Raw genomic sequence first — 15867 nt, 5'->3', positions numbered from 1 at the left:
TTTTTCGTCAGCACATAAAAAAACACCGGGACGCTTGCGCGGCCTGGTGTTTTTTTATTGATTCAGCGTAAAACTCAGGCCACCGCTGCCTGCGGTGCGCGCGCTGGCGTGCGGCGGCGCATGAATGCCAGCAAGCCCAGGCCGGCCAGCAGCATGGCGTAGGTGCCTGGCTCTGGAACGGCCGAGACGGTGACGGGATTGAAGCCCTTGGCGCCGATCTCCACCTGCGAAGACCATGCGCTCTTGGCGCTGACGGAGTTCGCTACCAGGGTGCCTTCCAGGTGGCCCGTGCCGAAGAAGTCGCTGTTCGGCGCCAGGATGCTGCCCCAGCTGCCGGTCGTCAGGCTGGTGCTGGTGGCGTTCGCGAAATTGAACAGCGTGCGGTCGGCGAAATTACTGAAACTGGCGTAGCCGCCCGACATGTTGATGCTGCTGGCGCTATTATTGATGATGATGTGGGCCGTGCTTTTGATCGTGGACAGGTCCAGGGTCAGGTTGTTCAGGGCAGCAGAATCGATGTTGAAGATATTCACGTCTGCATGAATATCGCCACGCAGGGTGTAGCCGCTGTTTTCCATGATGACGGTGCCCGTCGGTTTCAGCTTGGCAACATCCTTCGACAGGGTGGTCAACTGCTGCTGGGCCGCCGCAAAGTCCAGCGTCGAGGCATTGCCCTTGCTGAAGGTGCCTTGCTCAAACCATTGCTGCGTCGATACCGTGGCGTTCTTCTGGCTGACGCCATACACAGCCTTGCCCAAGGCGCCGCCGTTGTAGATGGCGCCAGTGCCGATGTTGAGGTTACCGCCCGTGACGATGCTTGGAGCGCCGGCGCCGGCCGTGCTTTTTTGGCCGACCGAAAAATTGCTCAGGTAAGCGTCGCCGCCGACTGCCAGGCGGCCTTCAACGTCATGGAAACCGGTGATGCCGCTGCTGCCGACGTTGCCGAAAATGAATGCCGAATAACCGTTGGCTGCGCCCAAGTTGATGCTCGTGCTTGCCGCCTGCGCGAAGGCGCTGCAAGAAAGGGCAAGTACGGTGGCACTGATGACGGGCAGGCTGCGAGCGGTAATCGACAAGGATTTCATGGGTTTCTCATGGTAAAGAGTGAACGAATGGGGAGGGAGAGCAGGGTGGCTGCCGTCGCGCTGGCACGAATTATACATAAAAAACAAGTTTCATTCACTAAAAGCAATAGAGTATTTTATTTTGCAACTTCCAATATTTTCTTGATAAGCTACTTGTGGACATAAAAAACCGGGACTGGCCCGGTTATGTTGCTATTTGACGCGCTGGTACAGGCGGAAGCGCTCCACATTGTCGGTGGGACGGCGCCCCTCCCACAGCTTGATCCAGTCCGCGCCGTGGTGCTCGGGCAGTTGTTCCTTGCTGTCAGGCACCTTGATGCTGTCTTGTAACAAGAACACATCGCATTGCTGTTGCCCCACGCTGGCAAACGGCAGGTGGCCAAAGTAGGCGAACGAGGCGCGCTGTGCGGCGCCGACGTTGCTGTTGATGCACTTGCTGCCTGGCGGCAGGTGGACGGAAATCTGCTGCGCCACGCTGGCGTAGCTCTTGCTGTAGTTCAGCGGCGGCAAGAACAAGGTCATGATCAGCACCCAGATCAGGATCAGGCCACCGGACGATAGCACCACGGCGCGCCACAGCACGGCCGGCTGGCGCGAGAGGCGCCAGTGCACCAGCGCCACCCAGCCCGCGCTGGCGCAGGCGGCCACGAAAAAGGCCAGCAAATCCAGTTCGGGCTTGAAGCCGGGCATGAGTTTCAAAGCATTATGCGACAGTTTCGGCGGCCAGCCCGTCAGGATGGCGAACCAGAACAGCCACAGCGCAAGGGCGCACATGGTCAGCACCATCACGGAGAACCAGTCGATGGCGTTGATGGCGCCCCGTTTCATGGTCAGCAAGCCAAACGCGGCCATCACGGCCAGCGGCGGCAGCAGCGGCAGCAGCTGGCTGGGATCGGGATCGGGATGGCACAGGCCCAGGATGGCCAGCATGGCCACAAAGGTCAGCGGCACGACGATGTGCAGCACATGGTGCTGGCGGCGCCAGGCATACACGGCCCAGGCGGCGAAAGGCCACGCGGGCCAGAAGAACCAGATGCCGACACGCAAGAAATACTGCACGCTTTTCAGGCTCGGGGCGCTGAACTGGCGGCAATTCCATTCCATCCACGCTTGCAGCGGCGAATGGCCATACGGTTGCAGCCATTCGCCCGGCAACAGCCAGACGAGGGTCAGCGCGGCGCCGATCAGGATGGCCAGCGCCAGGTGGCGCACGCTGCGCAGCAATGGCAGGCGCAGGAAGACGGTGCACAGCAGCAAGGCGATGCTCAGCGCTGCCGGCGTGATCCAGCCGCGCGCGAGAGTCAGACCGCCCATCGCCAGGCCCAGCAGGGCCGCATTGCGCACGGATGGGCCTTCCATGTAGCGCACGGCGCGGTACAGCAGGTAGGCCATCAGGGACACGTACAGCGCTTCGGCCGTGATGTCGTGGCTGTGCTGCAGCAGTCCCAGGCAACCCAGATAGATGAGGACGGCGGCATCGGCCAGGGTGCGGCCGAAATCGTCCGGTTCGGGCTGGCCGCCGAAGGCCAGGCGCAGCGGCTGGGCATCGTTGCGGCGGCCCAGGTTGAAGGCGGCGTACCAGACGGACAGGGTGCTGACGACGAAGATGCCGATGGTCGACATGCGCGCGCCAAAGACGTCGCCGTCGATCCAGCCGAACAGCTTGATGAAAATGGCGCCCAGCCAGAAGGCCAGCGGGCCTTCATCGGGCAGCGACAGGCCGGCTATGTTGGGCCACAGCCAGTCGTTCAGGCCGCCATGCGCCATGGTCCACATGATGCCGAAACTGGCAGCGTCATCGTTCTTCCACGGTTCGCGGCCGATCAGGCCAGGCAGGATATACAGCAGGCCAAGCGCAAACAAGGCCCATCGTGGCAGCGCGAGTGTGGCAGCGGCGGGAAGGCGGACTGGCTTCATCGATAATCGGTATCAGAATAGTGGCAAGACGCGACGAATGGCGTCGGGTATGCGCGAGTATAAAGTAAAGCGGCCAAAGACAAAAAAGGCAGCCGTGGCTGCCTTTTTCTTGGTAGCCGAAGCTGCCCTTTTTTGCCGCAGAGCGGCAAAAATCAGCCTGCTGCGACTGCGGTTTTCGAACCAACCGAACCGAACTTCTGACGGAACTTCTCGACGCGACCAGCGGTATCGACGATTTTGTGCTTGCCCGTGAAGAATGGGTGCGATTCAGCCGAAACCTCGATCTTCACCAGTGGGTATTCTTTACCGTCGTGGGTGATTTTTTCGCGGGTTTGGATGGTCGAGCGGGTAACGAATTTGAAATCGCACGACAGATCGTGGAAAACAACTTCGCGGTATTCTGGATGGGTATCGACTTTCATGGTCTTCTCTCTAGTTTGGTAGCCAAACAGCACTTCGTCGGTCGTCCAGCTTCTTGACCCGATTGCCGATCACTTGCCAGGGTTTAAAATAATGCAACCGTCGATTATATAGCGCTTTCGGGCCGCAGGCAATAAAAAAGCCGCTCAATGAGCGGCTTTCGCGGGATGATCAGCGGAGGGCTGGGGTCAGAGCCGGCGGGTCTGACCCCTAAAATCAGCCGCCGCGGCGCATCATGTCGAAGAATTCGGCATTGTTTTTCGTCGCCTTCATCTTGTCGAGAATGAACTCCATCGCCTCGATCTCGTCCATCGAGTACAGCAACTTGCGCAGGATCCAGATTTTTTGCAGCTCGTTCGGCTTGATCAGCAGTTCTTCGCGGCGGGTACCTGATTTATTCAGGTTAATTGCCGGATAGACACGCTTTTCGGCCAGGCGGCGTTCCAGATGCACTTCCATGTTGCCGGTACCCTTGAATTCTTCAAAGATCACGTCATCCATGCGCGAACCCGTTTCGATCAGCGCCGTGGCGATGATGGTCAGCGAGCCGCCTTCTTCGATATTGCGCGCGGCGCCGAAGAAGCGTTTTGGACGTTGCAGCGCGTTTGCATCGACACCACCGGTCAGTACCTTGCCCGAGGCAGGGATGACGGTGTTGTAGGCGCGCGCCAGGCGGGTGATCGAGTCGAGCAGGATCACCACGTCTTTTTTCATTTCGACCAGGCGCTTGGCCTTTTCCAGCACCATCTCGGCCACTTGCACGTGGCGCGTGGCCGGCTCGTCGAAGGTCGAGGCGACGACTTCGCCGCGTACCGAACGTTGCATTTCGGTAACTTCTTCCGGACGTTCGTCGATCAGCAGCACGATCAGGGTGATATCCGGGTGATTGGCCGTGATCGCATGCGCGATGTGCTGCAGGATCACGGACTTACCGGATTTCGGCGACGCCACCAGCAAGCCGCGCTGGCCTTTGCCGATCGGGGCGATCAGGTCGATGATGCGGCCGGTGATGTTTTCCTGGCCATTCATTTCACGTTCCAGGCGCAGCGGCTCGTTCGGGTGCAGCGGCGTCAGGTTTTCAAACAGGATGCGGTGTTTCGACATCTCCGGCGATTCGCCGTTGACCTTGTCGACTTTGACCAATGCGAAATAGCGTTCGCCATCTTTCGGGGTCCGTACCTCGCCTTCGATCGAATCGCCGGTATGCAGATTGAAGCGGCGGATTTGCGAAGGGGAGATGTAAATGTCGTCGGTGGACGCCATGTAGCTGGCGTCAGGCGAGCGCAGGAAGCCGAAGCCGTCAGGCAGCACTTCCAGGGCGCCGTCGCCAAAAATCTGTTCGCCGGACTTGGCGCGTTTTTTCAGGATAGCGAACATCAGCTCCTGTTTGCGCAAGCGGGCTGCGTTGTCAATGTCAAGACCGATCGCCATCTCAAGCAGGGCGGATACGTGTAGGGCCTTTAGTTCGGATAAATGCATATGTGTTGAGTGTCCCGAGACGGGATGTAAAGGTAGGGGAGGGGACTGCGTGGCGTTGATTAATTATTGGGGAGGCTGTGCACGAATGATGGCAAAGCCGCTTCCCGGTCGTTCCTGTCAGGCGGCGCTGCGGGCGCAGCGCTGCCCATCATACATTAAATGTTGCTGTCGACGAAAGCGGTCAACTGGCCCTTGGCCATGGCGCCCACTTTTTGAGCAGCTGCAACACCATCCTTGAACAGGATCAGGGTCGGGATGCCGCGGATGCCGAACTTGGCAGGCACTGCCTGGTTGGCGTCCACGTCCATCTTGGCGATCTGGATGCGGCCGGCATATTCCTTGGCCACTTCTTCCAGGATCGGGGCGATGGCCTTGCAGGGACCGCACCATTCTGCCCAGAAGTCGACCAGTACTGGCAACTCGGATTTCAGGACGTCTGCTTCAAAAGATGCATCGCTAATGTGTTTGATATTTTCGCTCATATTTTCCTCAAATGAGGGTGGGATCAATAATGCCTGGAATTAACCATACGCTGGTTCGCCATCCATGCTTCCTGGAATGCAGTGAGAAGATGGGGACAATGGGCACGACTTCAATGTTCTTGGAAGGTGCGACCAGAGGTATGCAGGCGGGGATGGCTGAAATAATAACCCATTTTTTCAAAGCGTGGCGATTATTGCAGAAAAACTTGAGGCATATCGCCAGCATATCACTCCTGCGTGTGCCGGCAGGGCGGCAAAGCCGCATGCCTGCTGGCCCGCGGCGCCTTGCCTGCTCTCCCGGCCGGCCTGTGCGATCAGGCTTGCGTGCTGGCCAGACGCGCCGTGTGTTGCAGTTGCAAGTTCACCATGAGCTGCAATTCCGCGCTTTCCATCGGCTTGCGGAAGGTGCCCAGTATATGCAGGCCATTCGCCACGGCCAGGCGTTCGGCCGCCAGGCGCACGGCCGAATGCAGGCCCGACAGCAGGACCACGCCGCCGCGGAAGCCGTTTTCAGCCGCCATGCGCAGGAATTCGATGCCGTCGATGTCGGGCATGGACAGGTCGCAGATCAGCAGATCGGGCTGGTGCTGCTTCAGGGTGGCCAGCGCCTGTTCGCTGTGCGACTCGCAGCGGATGTCGAACGGGCCCATTTGCTCGAGCATGTCGCTGAGCACGTCGAGCATGAAAACGTCGTCGTCCAGCAGCAGCACGCGCAATGGCGTCAGGCCTGCTTCGTTGTGTTCCTGGCTTGCTTGGTTTGATACAGTGTTCATCGTCCTGTCTTTCTGTTGATATGCATCGCTGTCGATGCCGATACCTTGCCGTAACGTGATTTGGCGGTAGCTAGTCGTCATTGGCAAAGCTGGTGTTATTCATGATTTGTTCGGTAATCTGTTCCAGCAGTGGCCACAGGCGCGCCACGATGCGTTGTGCCCGCTCAGCCTCGTCGTCCGGTTCACCTGGCGCCAGGGTTTCCAGGTTGTGGCACAGCTCGGCCAGCCCCAGGGCCCCCACGGTACGCGCCGACGACTTGATGCGGTGCCCCAGTTCGCGTACCTGGGGCACGTCGCCGCGCGCCAGGGCTGCATCGATGTCGTCAAAGCCATCCTGCGTGGTCTGCAGGAACTTGAAAGCGAACTTGCGCACCTTTTCCGGGTTGTAGCCGAGCAACTTGGCCAGGATGGACAGGTCGATCACCTGCGGGTCGCCTGCCAGCGTGGTCTTGAAGGCGGGCGCGGCGCGGCTGCGCGCCGGTGGTGGCGGCGTTTCATGTGCCGGCAGCCAGCTGGCGATGGTCTGGTACATCATGGCCGGCTGGATCGGTTTGGAAATGAAATCGTCCATGCCCGCCTCCAGGCAGCGCACGCGGTCTTCGCTGGTGGCCGTGGCCGTCATGGCCAGCACGCGCAGGTGCGCCAACTGCGGGTCGGCGCGGATGTGGCGCGTCGCCTGCAAGCCATCCATCAGCGGCATCTGCACGTCCATCAGCACGCAGTCGAACTGGGTCTGGCGCAGCAGGTCGAGCGCCTCTTCGCCATTGTTGGCCAGGCAGACGCAGGCGCCCGCTTCCTCCAGCAATTCCAGCGCCACTTGCTGGTTGAAGGTATTGTCTTCCACCAGCAGGATGCGCGCATGCTTGAGCGTGCGCATCACCAGGGCCGCATCGGCGCTGGCGCGCATGGCGGCTGCCGTCTGCACCATGCTGTCGAGCATGGCGGGTGCGGCCTGGTCGGAAATGCCCAGGTTGGCCGTGAACCAGAAGGTGCTGCCGGCGCCGGAGCGGCTGTCGACGCCCACGTCGCCGCCCATCAGCTGCGCCAGCTGCTTGCAGATGGCCAGGCCCAGGCCCGTGCCGCCATATTCGCGCGTGGTGGAGGTGTCGGCTTGCTGGAAGGACTGGAAGAGTTTACTCATTTCATCCTGCGACAGGCCGATGCCGTGGTCGCACACTTCAAAGCGCACCAGGCAGTGTTTCGCATCCGCCACCACCCTGCGCACTTTCACGGTAATACTGCCCTGTTCGCTGAACTTGATGGCATTATTGGCGTAGTTGATCAGCACTTGCCCCAGGCGCAGCGGGTCGCCTACCAGCACGGCGGGCAATTGCGGGTCGATCTCGAACAGCAGTTCCAGGTTCTTGCCGGCGGCGCGCGGCGCCACCACCGTCATCAGGGTTTGCACCACGTGGTCGAAACTGAAGTTGACGCGCTCGATTTCCAGCTTGCCCGCCTCGATTTTCGAGATGTCGAGGATATCGTCGATGATGCCCAGCAAGTGTTCTCCGGCGAAGCGGATTTTTTCCAGGTAGTCGCGCTGGCGCGGTTCCAGGTCCGTTTTCAGGGCCAGGTACGCCATGCCGATCACGCCATTCATCGGCGTGCGGATTTCATGGCTCATGTTGGCCAGGAATTGTCCCTTCGCCAGGCTGGCTTCTTCGGCCACCTGTTTGGCCTGGTCCAGCTGTTCCGTGCGCTGCGCCACGCGCTCTTCCAGATGTTCATTGAGTTCGCGCAAGGCGCTCTCGCTGCGCTTGTGATACGTGATGTCCGTCAGGCTGGCCACCACCATGCCCACCTTGCCGTATTCATCGCGGATGGCTTCCGTATTCACGGACAGCCACGACAGGCTGCCGTCGGGCTGCTGCACGCCCATCAGCACGTCGCGCATGGCGACACCCGTGGACAGGGTGATGTGCACAGGATGGCTGCGCTGGTCGAAGGCGGAACCGTCTTCGCGGATGGCTTGCCACAAACTGTTGCCGGCCGGACTGGCCGCCAGCATGCGTTCGGCGGCCGCATTGCTTTCCAGGATATGCCCATGGCTGTCCTGCACCACCAGGCCGTTGGTGACGGCACCAAACACGGAGGCCATGCGCTGGCTCGAGTTCGACAGGGCGATCGAGGCCTGGCGCCGCTCGGTGATGTCGGTAATCATCGCCAGCGTGCCGCCCGGCTCGCCATTCTCCGACTGGATGCTGGTGCTCGACAGCAAGCCCCACAGGCTGGACTGATCCTTGCGGAAGAAGCGGAAATCGACCTGATCCGGCTGGCTGGCCTGACTGCCGTGGCTGGCCAGGCGGCGCTGCATCAGCAACTGGCTGTCGCGGTCCATGAAGTCGAGCAGGGGACGGCCCAGCATTTCCTGCACCGTGTAGCCCAGCATGTGCGCCATCTTCGGATTGACGAAAGTGGTTTTGCCGTCCGCATCCGTCATCCAGATGCCTTCGGCTGCCGTTTGCACGATCAGGCGGTAGCGTTCCGAACTGGCGTGCAGCGCTTCCTCGGCGCGTTGCCGCTGCGTCATGTCGCGCAGCGAGACGATGGAAAACACCTGGCCGGCCATGCGCAGCGGCGACAGGCTGACCTTGGCGGGGAAGTGCGTACCATCGCGGCGGCGCGCCATCATCACCCGGCCCGGCAGGCTGTGCCGCGCTTGCGGGTCGCCCACGGCGTGGCTGGGCGTGCTTTCCGGCACCAGTTGTTCCAGCGACATGCCTGTCAATTCGGCCAGCGGGTAGCCGAAGCAGCGCGCGCCGATCTGGTTGGCGTAATGCACCTTGCCCTCGACGTCGGCGATCAGCATGGCTTCGGGCGCCGCTTCCAGCATCGAGCGCATGCGCGATTGTTCGTCCTGCTTGCGCTCGCTGATATCGCAGACGATGCCGCTGGCCTGCGTGGCGGTGCCATCCGAGGCACGCGCCAGGATGGCGCCGCGCGCCAGCAGCCAGCGCCAGTGACCATCGCTGTGACGCAAGCGGAATTCGCAATTGAAGGTGCCGGGCGCCTGGCCGTCCAGGTGCTGGCGAAAGGCCAGGCTCAGGCGCGCGCGGTCGTCGCGGTGGACTTCGGCCAGCCAGTCGGCCAGTGCATGGTCGAGCCTGGCGCTCTTGTCGCCCAATACGTCCTGGTACTGCGGCGCGAACTGCAGCCGGTCGGACTGGCGCCGCCATGTCCAGCCAGCCAGGGCGGCGCCGCGCAAGGCTTGCCCGGCATCCTGTTCGGACTGGCCCTGCGCGGGCTGGGGCGGGTGGCGCAACTGCTGGCGCAAGCGCCAGGCTTGCCAGCAAGCCAGTCCCGCCAGGGCGGTGGCACTGGCGGCAGCATACGGCCACAGCAATGCCGGCGCCATGCCGTGCGCCGCCGCCTGCACTGGCAGCGAAAGCGCCATGCCTGCCGCCAGCATCGTACGAGCGAGCCGGCGCAGCGCAGGGCGCCGAGGGCGTGGTGCGCTGAAACTCGTGTGGCTGCAATACGACAAATGCATCCCTTTCTGGGGCGTGATTGGACTGGGCTGGCAGTACATGATGGGCGCTCAAACAAACGCCTGCGGCGCTTTCTGGCGGCAACTATAGCATCGAATATTTAGTCGGAGTATTTAAGTTCAGAAACGGCAAAAACGGGATTTTTTTTGCCCCGGAATGGCCGTTTTTTTCGCGATTTGGTGAGAATTGGTGAGAAAGTTGGCGCGAAATCGTGCTACTGAATCGCGATGTCTGACCTCAGGAAAAACTTCCCGCGAACTGATAGCGGTGTCCGGGGTGCCACATGGTGGCGATCGAGGCGATCTTGCCGCCCGAGCGCGTCTGGCGGCGCAGCACCAGGCAAGGCTGTTTGGTGTCGATGGCCAGCATTTCGGCGATGTCGCGCGGCGCCGACAGCGCTTCGATGCTGTAGGTGGCGCCTTGCAGGGGGGCGGCGGCCATCAGGTATTCGTTGGGCGTGATGCTGGAAAAATCCTGCGTCATGTAGTCGGGTGCGCACTCGGGATTGACCCAGCGGTCCTCCACCTGGATCGGCACGCCGTTTTCAAAATGCACGATCAGCGAATGAAACAGCGGGTGTTCCGGCGGCAGGCCGAATTGCTTGGCCAGCAAGTCGGATGCCTTGGTGCGTTCCAGCAATTGCAAGCTGCTGCGGTGGATATGTCCGCGCGCCCGCACTTCATCGGCGATACTCTTGATTTCCAACAAGGTCGCCTGGTATTTTTGCTGCGCCACATAGGTGCCGGAACCCTGGCGCCGCGTCAGCACCTGTTCGCTGGTCAGTTCGCGCACGGCGCGGTTGACCGTCATGCGCGAGACGCCGAATTGTTTCACCAGCGCTTGCTCGGAGGGAATCACGTCGCCTTCCTTCCAGCGTCCGGCGGCGATGCCGGCCAGCAGAAAATCCTTGATGCGCTGGAAAATGGGCGTATTTTCTTGGGTATTGTGGTCGTCCAATGCGGTTTCTCCGGGGCACGGGCAGGGCGCGCCGCCGGCTGGAGGCGCGATGGCCGATTTTAGCACCGAGCACCCTGCCTGCCGCCAGCCTTTTTTGAATTCAAAAGCAAGCGCCGGAGTGTGGCGCGCATGGGCGCTGGCTATGCTGGCTGCTTACTATTGACCTGCACGGAGTTCGCCATGGAACACGCTTACCTGACTGACGATGAACGCTGGGATGCCTTGCAGCGGCGCGCGCCCGACGCCGACGGCGTCTTTTATTACTCGGTGCGCACGACGGGCGTGTATTGCCGCCCTTCCTGCGCCGCGCGTCCCGCCTTGCGCCGCAACGTGGCCTTTCACGCCAGTTGCGAGCAGGCGGAGGCGGCCGGATTTCGTCCCTGCCTGCGCTGCAAGCCCAACTTGCCGCCGCTGGCCCAGCGCCAGGCCGCCATCGTGGCCGACATCTGCCGCCTGATCGACGCCAGCGACGAGCTGCCTGACCTGGACAGCCTTGCCAGGGCCGCCGGCATGAGCCGCTTTCACTTTCACCGCGTCTTCAAGGCGCACACGGGCATCACGCCCAAAGCCTATGCGGCGGCGCGGCGCGGCGAGCGCCTGAAGGCCGGCTTGCAGGGCGCGGCGAATGTCACGGAGACCCTATATGCGGCCGGTTTCAATTCCAGTGGCCGCCTGTATGCCGCCACGCCTGGCTTGCTGGGCATGACGCCGGGCGCGTTTCGCGATGGCGGCAGCGGCGCCGTGATCCGCTTCGCTATCGGCGCCTGTTCGCTGGGCGCCATCCTCGTGGCCAGCACGGACAAGGGCATTTGCGCCATTTTGATCGATGACGACCCGGAAGTGCTGCTGCGCGACTTGCAGGACCGCTTTCCCCGCGCCGAGCTGCGCGGCGCCGAGCCTGACTATGAACAGACGGTGGCGCAAGTCGTCGGCCTGGTCGAGGCGCCCGCTATCGGCCTGGACTTGCCGCTCGACGTGCGCGGCACGGTGTTCCAGCAGCGCGTGTGGCAAGCCTTGCGCGAGATTCCCGCCGGCAGCACGGTTAGCTACGCCGAGCTGGCGCGGCGCATCGGCGCCCCGCAAGGCGCGCGCGCCGTGGCCGGTGCCTGCGCGGCGAATGCGCTGGCCGTCGCCATCCCCTGCCACCGGGTGGTGCGCAACGATGGCGCGCTGTCCGGCTACCGCTGGGGCGTGGAACGCAAGCAGGCGCTGCTGGAACGCGAGGGTGAACGGTGAGGGCGCTGGACTGGCGGCAGATCGAGGATGATCTGAATCAATACGGTTGCGCCGTCGTGCCAGGCTTGCTCAATCCCGCGCAGTGCGTGGCGCTGGCGGCGCAGTATGACGATGCGGCGCGTTTTCGCAGCCGTGTGGTGATGCAGCGCCATGGTTTTGGCCAGGGCGAGTACCAGTATTGGGCGTATCCGCTGCCGGAGCCGGTCGCCGAGCTGCGCGCCACCTTGTATCCGCCGCTGGCAGCGATTGCCAACCGCTGGCACGCCAGCATGGGCTTCGATAGCCGCTTTCCTGTGGCGCACGGAGACTTCCTGGCGCGCTGCCATGCGGCGGGGCAGACGCGGCCCACGCCCCTGCTGCTGCGCTACCGCGAGGGCGATTACAACTGCCTGCATCAGGACCTGTATGGCGAGCACGTGTTTCCGTTGCAACTGGCCGTGCTGCTGTCGCGCCCGCACGAGGATTTCACGGGCGGCGAGTTCGTGCTGACGGAACAGCGCCCGCGCATGCAGTCGCGCGCCGAGGTCGTGCCGCTGGCGCAGGGCGACGCCGTCCTCTTTCCCGTCGCGCAGCGCCCCGTGAACGGCACGCGCGGCAGTTACCGCGTGAACATGCGCCATGGCGTGTCGCGCCTGCGCTCGGGCTTGCGCCACACGCTGGGCATCATTTTTCATGATGCAGGCTGAACGGTAGTTGCGGCGCTTGAGTTTCCAGAATTACATGGCATGATGGCTACTCCCTGTCACTCTTTCATTTCTGCCATGTCCGCGTTGCTCCGCCTGTTGTGCCTGTTGACCATTTTTATGTTGCCCGCAGCCCATGCGGACGATGGCGTGCCCGCGCTCGTTGCGGAGGCCGCATCCGCCGTGACGCCGTCACAGGCTGCGGCGGCCAGGACGGCGCCGCTGATGTTTGCCAACCGCAAGGTGTTTGTTTTTCGGGCCGCGCTGGCCGGCTATCCGCCCGATGACCGCGCCATCGGTGCGCAGCGGCGCCTGGAAAGCGTGCTGGCGAAAAACGGTCCCCTGCAGGCAAGCACGCGCATGATTCCCGAGGGCACGCAAGTGTTGCTCGATGGCGTGCAGCTGTTCGTCGTCGTGCCGGGCGACGTCAACCAGCTCGCCGGCGACACGACGGAAAGCGTGGCGAAAATGGCGGCCGGGGAATTGAGCAAGGCCATGTTTGACTATCGCGAGCAGAGCAGCTGGCGCTACCTGGCGATCGCCGCCGCTGTCTGCGCTGCCGCCACCCTCGTGTTCTGGCTGGTATGGCTGGGCCTGACACGCTTTTACCATTGGGCCAAGCGCCGCAGCGGCATCCTGCTGGCCTCGCGCCTGCGCGACGTGCGCCTGAAGAATGTGCGCGTGCTCGATGCCGAGCATTACATCGCCTTCGCTTATCAACTGCTGAGCGCAGTGCTGTGGGGCTTGCGCCTGATGGCCACCTATCTGTGGGCTGCCTTCGTGCTGGGCCGCCTGCCTTATACGCGTTCCTGGGGCGAAAGCCTGAGCGGCTACCTGTTCGACGTGGCGGCCGACGTCTTCCACGCCATCATCGGCGCCTTGCCGGGGCTGGTGCTGGTGTGCGTGATCTTCGCCATCGCGCGCCTGATCGCCGCCACGGCCGCCTCGCTGTTCAAGCGCGTGGAAAGCGGCGAATTGCAAATCGGCTGGCTGGACAAGGACACGGCCCTGCCGACGCGCCGCATCGCCAGCGTGGTGATCTGGCTGTTCGCGCTGGCCATGGCGTATCCGTATCTGCCCGGCTCGCACACGGCAGCCTTCCAGGGCCTGTCCGTGCTGGTGGGCTTGATGGTGTCGATCGGCGCGTCGAGCATCGTGGGCCAGGGCGCCAGCGGCCTGATCCTGATGTACACGCGCGCCCTGCGCAAGGGCGAGTATGTGCGCGTGGGCGATAGCGAAGGCACGGTGGTCGACGTGGGCATGTTCGAAACGCGCTTGCGCACGGGCCTGGGGGAAGAGGTGGCCCTGCCGAACGCCTGGGTGATGTCGCAAACGACGAAGAATTACTCGCGCGCCCAGCCCGGCGGCGGCTTCGTGCTCGATTCCACCGTCACCATCGGCTACGCCACGCCATGGCGGCAAGTACACGCCATGCTGGAACTGGCCGCGTCGCGCACGCCGGAACTGTCGACCACGCCGAAACCGTACGTGATGCAGCTGGCCCTGCAAGATTACTACGTGCAATACCGCCTCGTCGCCTACGCCAGCGCCGAAGTCCCCCGCCAGCGCGCCGAAGTGCTGAACCGCTTGCACCAGAACATCATCGACGTCTTCAACGAATTCGACGTGCAGATCACTTCGCCGCATTACATCGATGACCCGAAAGAGTCGCAGGTGGTGCCGCCCGGTGAATGGTTCAGGGCGCCGGCGCAGCGGGGGGAGGAATCGATTGAGGCGGTTCCGCCCAAGCCTTGAACGCCAGGAGTGGTCTGATCGTGATCGGAGAAATCACACGTGCTATCTTGGTTTTTCCTCGGGAGCGCAGGTATTCTTGCCATTTGTCAGCTGAACCACTTGGAAGCCCCCGGCGGGGGCCGTGAGCAGGCAAAAATCTGCCGAGTAGCGCGAAGTGGGATCGGACGCGGATGGTGGCCTTCCCAGGAAAGATACGCCATACACTTTTCCCTCCACCAGCGGCGCGGCATCGCTGCTCTCGGCCCCCTCGGGCGCCTTGCCGTAGCGCACGCATCCCTTGTTTGGCAGGCGATAGTTGGGATCGCCAAACGAGGCATTGGGGAACATGACGGTCCATACATTGTTCCAGCCATTCGGCCCAGGTGTGCTGATCGTCAGCATCTTCAGGCTGACAGGCCCCCTTGATCGTTCCTCTTCTGTGGCAATCTTGAAGCAGGGAAGGCCCGCTTCCGTGATGACGGCGGCGGGTCCCATGCGCGACCACGCCGAGGCATCGATAGTCGCCAGCGCGGCAAGCAGGAATAACAGTGTGTGAGGATATGGCATGGCAGTTCTCGTATTACCTGATGAGGGAATGTTCTGGACAGATTTCATCTATCCAGGCTTGGCTATCGCTGTCGATACGAAGAATCTTGCGCTCCCCGGAGATGTCGGTGATTAAGCAAAATTTTCCCACGTAACCGCGAGTAGGGTCCGATGGATCGGCTGGCCCACCGTTCAGGAAGACGTCATACATGCGCCCCGTTTTCAGCGGCGGGGCTTTGGGTGGTTTGACCTCTGCTGTTGCTGGTGCAACTCCATACAGAAGACAGGACTTGGCATGAACAGGAATAGTCGCTGCGCCCGGTAAAAGAAAAGACCATACTTTGACTGCAGGCTTGACGGATACATCTGTCAGTACGACCGCACTAATCCGAGGAAGCCCGTTGCGTGCTTCTTCTTTTTGCGAAATGGTGAAACAGGGAAAGCCATTTTTTAGCTGTACTTCCGCATATGCCATGCGGGAGGTGGCCGAAGCACTCATGCTGATCAGCATGATGAGTATCAATAGCGTCTTATGGTAGATGGACATTATTGGCCCTTTTGTGGTTGGATGTTTACTGGACAAACTTCATCGATCCAGGTCTGCATGTCGCTGTTGATGGGGATGACTTGCTGGCCGCCATCCGCCGTAGCTCTCACGCAGAATTTTCCTTGGTAACCATAGGTTGGATCGGACGGATCTTTAGGGAAGCACTGATTTATTCATCTGGCACCGTTCCCTGCTGCGGTCCGACCTGAGACAATAGCGGTATCGCCACTGTCCGCCATCGACCATGCAAAAGAGCTTTTCCGACCTTGAATATGCTGCCAAGAAGAAACTGACGCGGCGCGACCGGTTCCTCGCTGAGATCGATAGCGTAACGCCGTGGGGCAAGTTGCATAAAGCCGTGGAGCCGTTCTATCCGAAGGTCGAGGGTGCCGGCCGTCCACCAATCGGACTGGCGCGCATGCTGCGCATGTATGTGGCCCAGCAATGCTTCGGCTTGTCTGACGAAGGCATCGAAGACGCGATCTACGATAGCCAATCTATTCGCGCCTTTGTCGGCATC

13 protein-coding genes and 2 pseudogenes are annotated in these 15867 nt (G+C 61.8%); 4 read left to right on the top strand and 11 right to left on the bottom strand.

Translation table 11 applies throughout. The annotated features are described in order from the left end of the window. Positions 1-74: 74 nt before the first annotated feature. The 9 genes and pseudogenes from ACQ4WS_RS23985 to hutC all read right to left on the bottom strand — a co-directional run. A pseudogene (locus tag ACQ4WS_RS23985) lies at positions 75-185 on the bottom strand (PEP-CTERM sorting domain-containing protein); the annotation flags it as partial. A gap of 54 nt (positions 186-239) precedes the next feature. Further along, positions 240-1085: pseudogene (locus ACQ4WS_RS23980) on the bottom strand (choice-of-anchor A family protein); the annotation flags it as partial. Positions 1086-1277: 192 nt separating this feature from the next. After that, positions 1278-3002 carry an ArnT family glycosyltransferase gene (locus ACQ4WS_RS23975; protein WP_436479501.1) on the bottom strand — a complete coding sequence of 575 codons (1725 nt, stop codon included), beginning with the start codon at positions 3000-3002 and terminating at the stop codon, positions 1278-1280. Between the two features lie 152 nt (positions 3003-3154). Beyond that, positions 3155-3424 carry a type B 50S ribosomal protein L31 gene (locus ACQ4WS_RS23970; protein WP_034746247.1) on the bottom strand — a complete coding sequence of 90 codons (270 nt, stop codon included), beginning with the start codon at positions 3422-3424 and terminating at the stop codon, positions 3155-3157. 214 nt (positions 3425-3638) lie between these two features. Then, positions 3639-4901, bottom strand: coding sequence for a transcription termination factor Rho (rho, locus tag ACQ4WS_RS23965; RefSeq protein ID WP_034746249.1), 1263 nt, complete (start codon positions 4899-4901; stop codon positions 3639-3641). A gap of 155 nt (positions 4902-5056) precedes the next feature. Beyond that, complete coding sequence (gene trxA, locus ACQ4WS_RS23960; RefSeq protein WP_034780502.1) at positions 5057-5383, bottom strand: thioredoxin TrxA; 327 nt, start codon at positions 5381-5383, stop codon at positions 5057-5059. Between the two features lie 314 nt (positions 5384-5697). Next, positions 5698-6156, bottom strand: a complete 459-nt coding sequence (locus tag ACQ4WS_RS23955; protein ID WP_436479500.1) for a response regulator — start codon at positions 6154-6156, stop codon at positions 5698-5700. A 70-nt stretch (positions 6157-6226) separates the two neighbouring features. Beyond that, positions 6227-9550, bottom strand: coding sequence for a PAS domain S-box protein (locus ACQ4WS_RS23950; RefSeq protein ID WP_436479499.1), 3324 nt, complete (start codon positions 9548-9550; stop codon positions 6227-6229). Between the two features lie 331 nt (positions 9551-9881). Then, the gene (gene hutC / locus ACQ4WS_RS23945) at positions 9882-10601 is read right to left on the bottom strand and encodes a histidine utilization transcriptional repressor HutC (RefSeq protein WP_070254615.1); all 720 of its coding nucleotides are present in this window, start codon (positions 10599-10601) and stop codon (positions 9882-9884) included. Between the two features lie 180 nt (positions 10602-10781). Here hutC and ada point away from each other — a divergent pair, with 180 nt between their 5' ends. The 3 genes from ada to ACQ4WS_RS23930 all read left to right on the top strand — a co-directional run bounded on the left by ada (position 10782) and on the right by ACQ4WS_RS23930 (position 14275). Next, positions 10782-11837, top strand: coding sequence for a bifunctional DNA-binding transcriptional regulator/O6-methylguanine-DNA methyltransferase Ada (ada, locus tag ACQ4WS_RS23940; protein WP_436479498.1), 1056 nt, complete (start codon positions 10782-10784; stop codon positions 11835-11837). Beyond that, positions 11834-12523 carry a 2OG-Fe(II) oxygenase gene (locus ACQ4WS_RS23935; protein WP_436479497.1) on the top strand — a complete coding sequence of 230 codons (690 nt, stop codon included), beginning with the start codon at positions 11834-11836 and terminating at the stop codon, positions 12521-12523. Before ada ends, ACQ4WS_RS23935 begins: the two co-directional genes overlap by 4 nt. A 75-nt stretch (positions 12524-12598) precedes the next feature. Beyond that, the gene (locus tag ACQ4WS_RS23930; RefSeq protein ID WP_436479496.1) at positions 12599-14275 is read left to right on the top strand and encodes a mechanosensitive ion channel family protein; all 1677 of its coding nucleotides are present in this window, start codon (positions 12599-12601) and stop codon (positions 14273-14275) included. A 42-nt stretch (positions 14276-14317) separates the two neighbouring features. On the opposite strand, the gene ACQ4WS_RS23925 is transcribed toward ACQ4WS_RS23930, so the two are convergent. Further along, positions 14318-14821 carry a hypothetical protein gene (locus tag ACQ4WS_RS23925; RefSeq protein WP_436479495.1) on the bottom strand — a complete coding sequence of 168 codons (504 nt, stop codon included), beginning with the start codon at positions 14819-14821 and terminating at the stop codon, positions 14318-14320. A gap of 13 nt (positions 14822-14834) precedes the next feature. Next, entirely contained in the window at positions 14835-15311 is a 477-nt protein-coding gene (locus ACQ4WS_RS23920; protein ID WP_436479494.1) for a hypothetical protein, read from the bottom strand. A 280-nt stretch (positions 15312-15591) separates the two neighbouring features. Here ACQ4WS_RS23920 and ACQ4WS_RS23915 point away from each other — a divergent pair. Then, positions 15592-15867, top strand: a 276-nt coding sequence (locus tag ACQ4WS_RS23915; RefSeq protein ID WP_436479493.1) for a transposase, incomplete at its 3' end; no start/stop codon positions are given.

The sequence above is a fragment of the Janthinobacterium leeuwenhoeki genome (assembly GCF_051380795.1).
Classification (GTDB): Bacteria; Pseudomonadota; Gammaproteobacteria; order Burkholderiales; family Burkholderiaceae_D; genus Janthinobacterium.
Note: the sequence above shows the minus strand (reverse complement) of the source record. Positions and strands in the feature narration are given on the sequence as shown.

What these genes read in the sequence shown, in the direction of transcription:
- rho (WP_034746249.1), bottom strand. Translation starts at nt 4,901, where the DNA reads ATGCATTTATCCGAACTAAAGGCCCTACACGTATCCGCCCTGCTTGAG.
- ACQ4WS_RS23970 (WP_034746247.1), bottom strand. Translation starts at nt 3,424, where the DNA reads ATGAAAGTCGATACCCATCCAGAATACCGCGAAGTTGTTTTCCACGAT.
- ACQ4WS_RS23955 (WP_436479500.1), bottom strand. Translation starts at nt 6,156, where the DNA reads ATGAACACTGTATCAAACCAAGCAAGCCAGGAACACAACGAAGCAGGC.
- ada (WP_436479498.1), top strand. Translation starts at nt 10,782, where the DNA reads ATGGAACACGCTTACCTGACTGACGATGAACGCTGGGATGCCTTGCAG.
- ACQ4WS_RS23925 (WP_436479495.1), bottom strand. Translation starts at nt 14,821, where the DNA reads ATGCCATATCCTCACACACTGTTATTCCTGCTTGCCGCGCTGGCGACT.
- ACQ4WS_RS23950 (WP_436479499.1), bottom strand. Translation starts at nt 9,550, where the DNA reads ATGGCGCTTTCGCTGCCAGTGCAGGCGGCGGCGCACGGCATGGCGCCG.
- ACQ4WS_RS23920 (WP_436479494.1), bottom strand. Translation starts at nt 15,311, where the DNA reads ATGCTGATCAGCATGAGTGCTTCGGCCACCTCCCGCATGGCATATGCG.
- ACQ4WS_RS23930 (WP_436479496.1), top strand. Translation starts at nt 12,599, where the DNA reads ATGTCCGCGTTGCTCCGCCTGTTGTGCCTGTTGACCATTTTTATGTTG.
- trxA (WP_034780502.1), bottom strand. Translation starts at nt 5,383, where the DNA reads ATGAGCGAAAATATCAAACACATTAGCGATGCATCTTTTGAAGCAGAC.
- ACQ4WS_RS23975 (WP_436479501.1), bottom strand. Translation starts at nt 3,002, where the DNA reads ATGAAGCCAGTCCGCCTTCCCGCCGCTGCCACACTCGCGCTGCCACGA.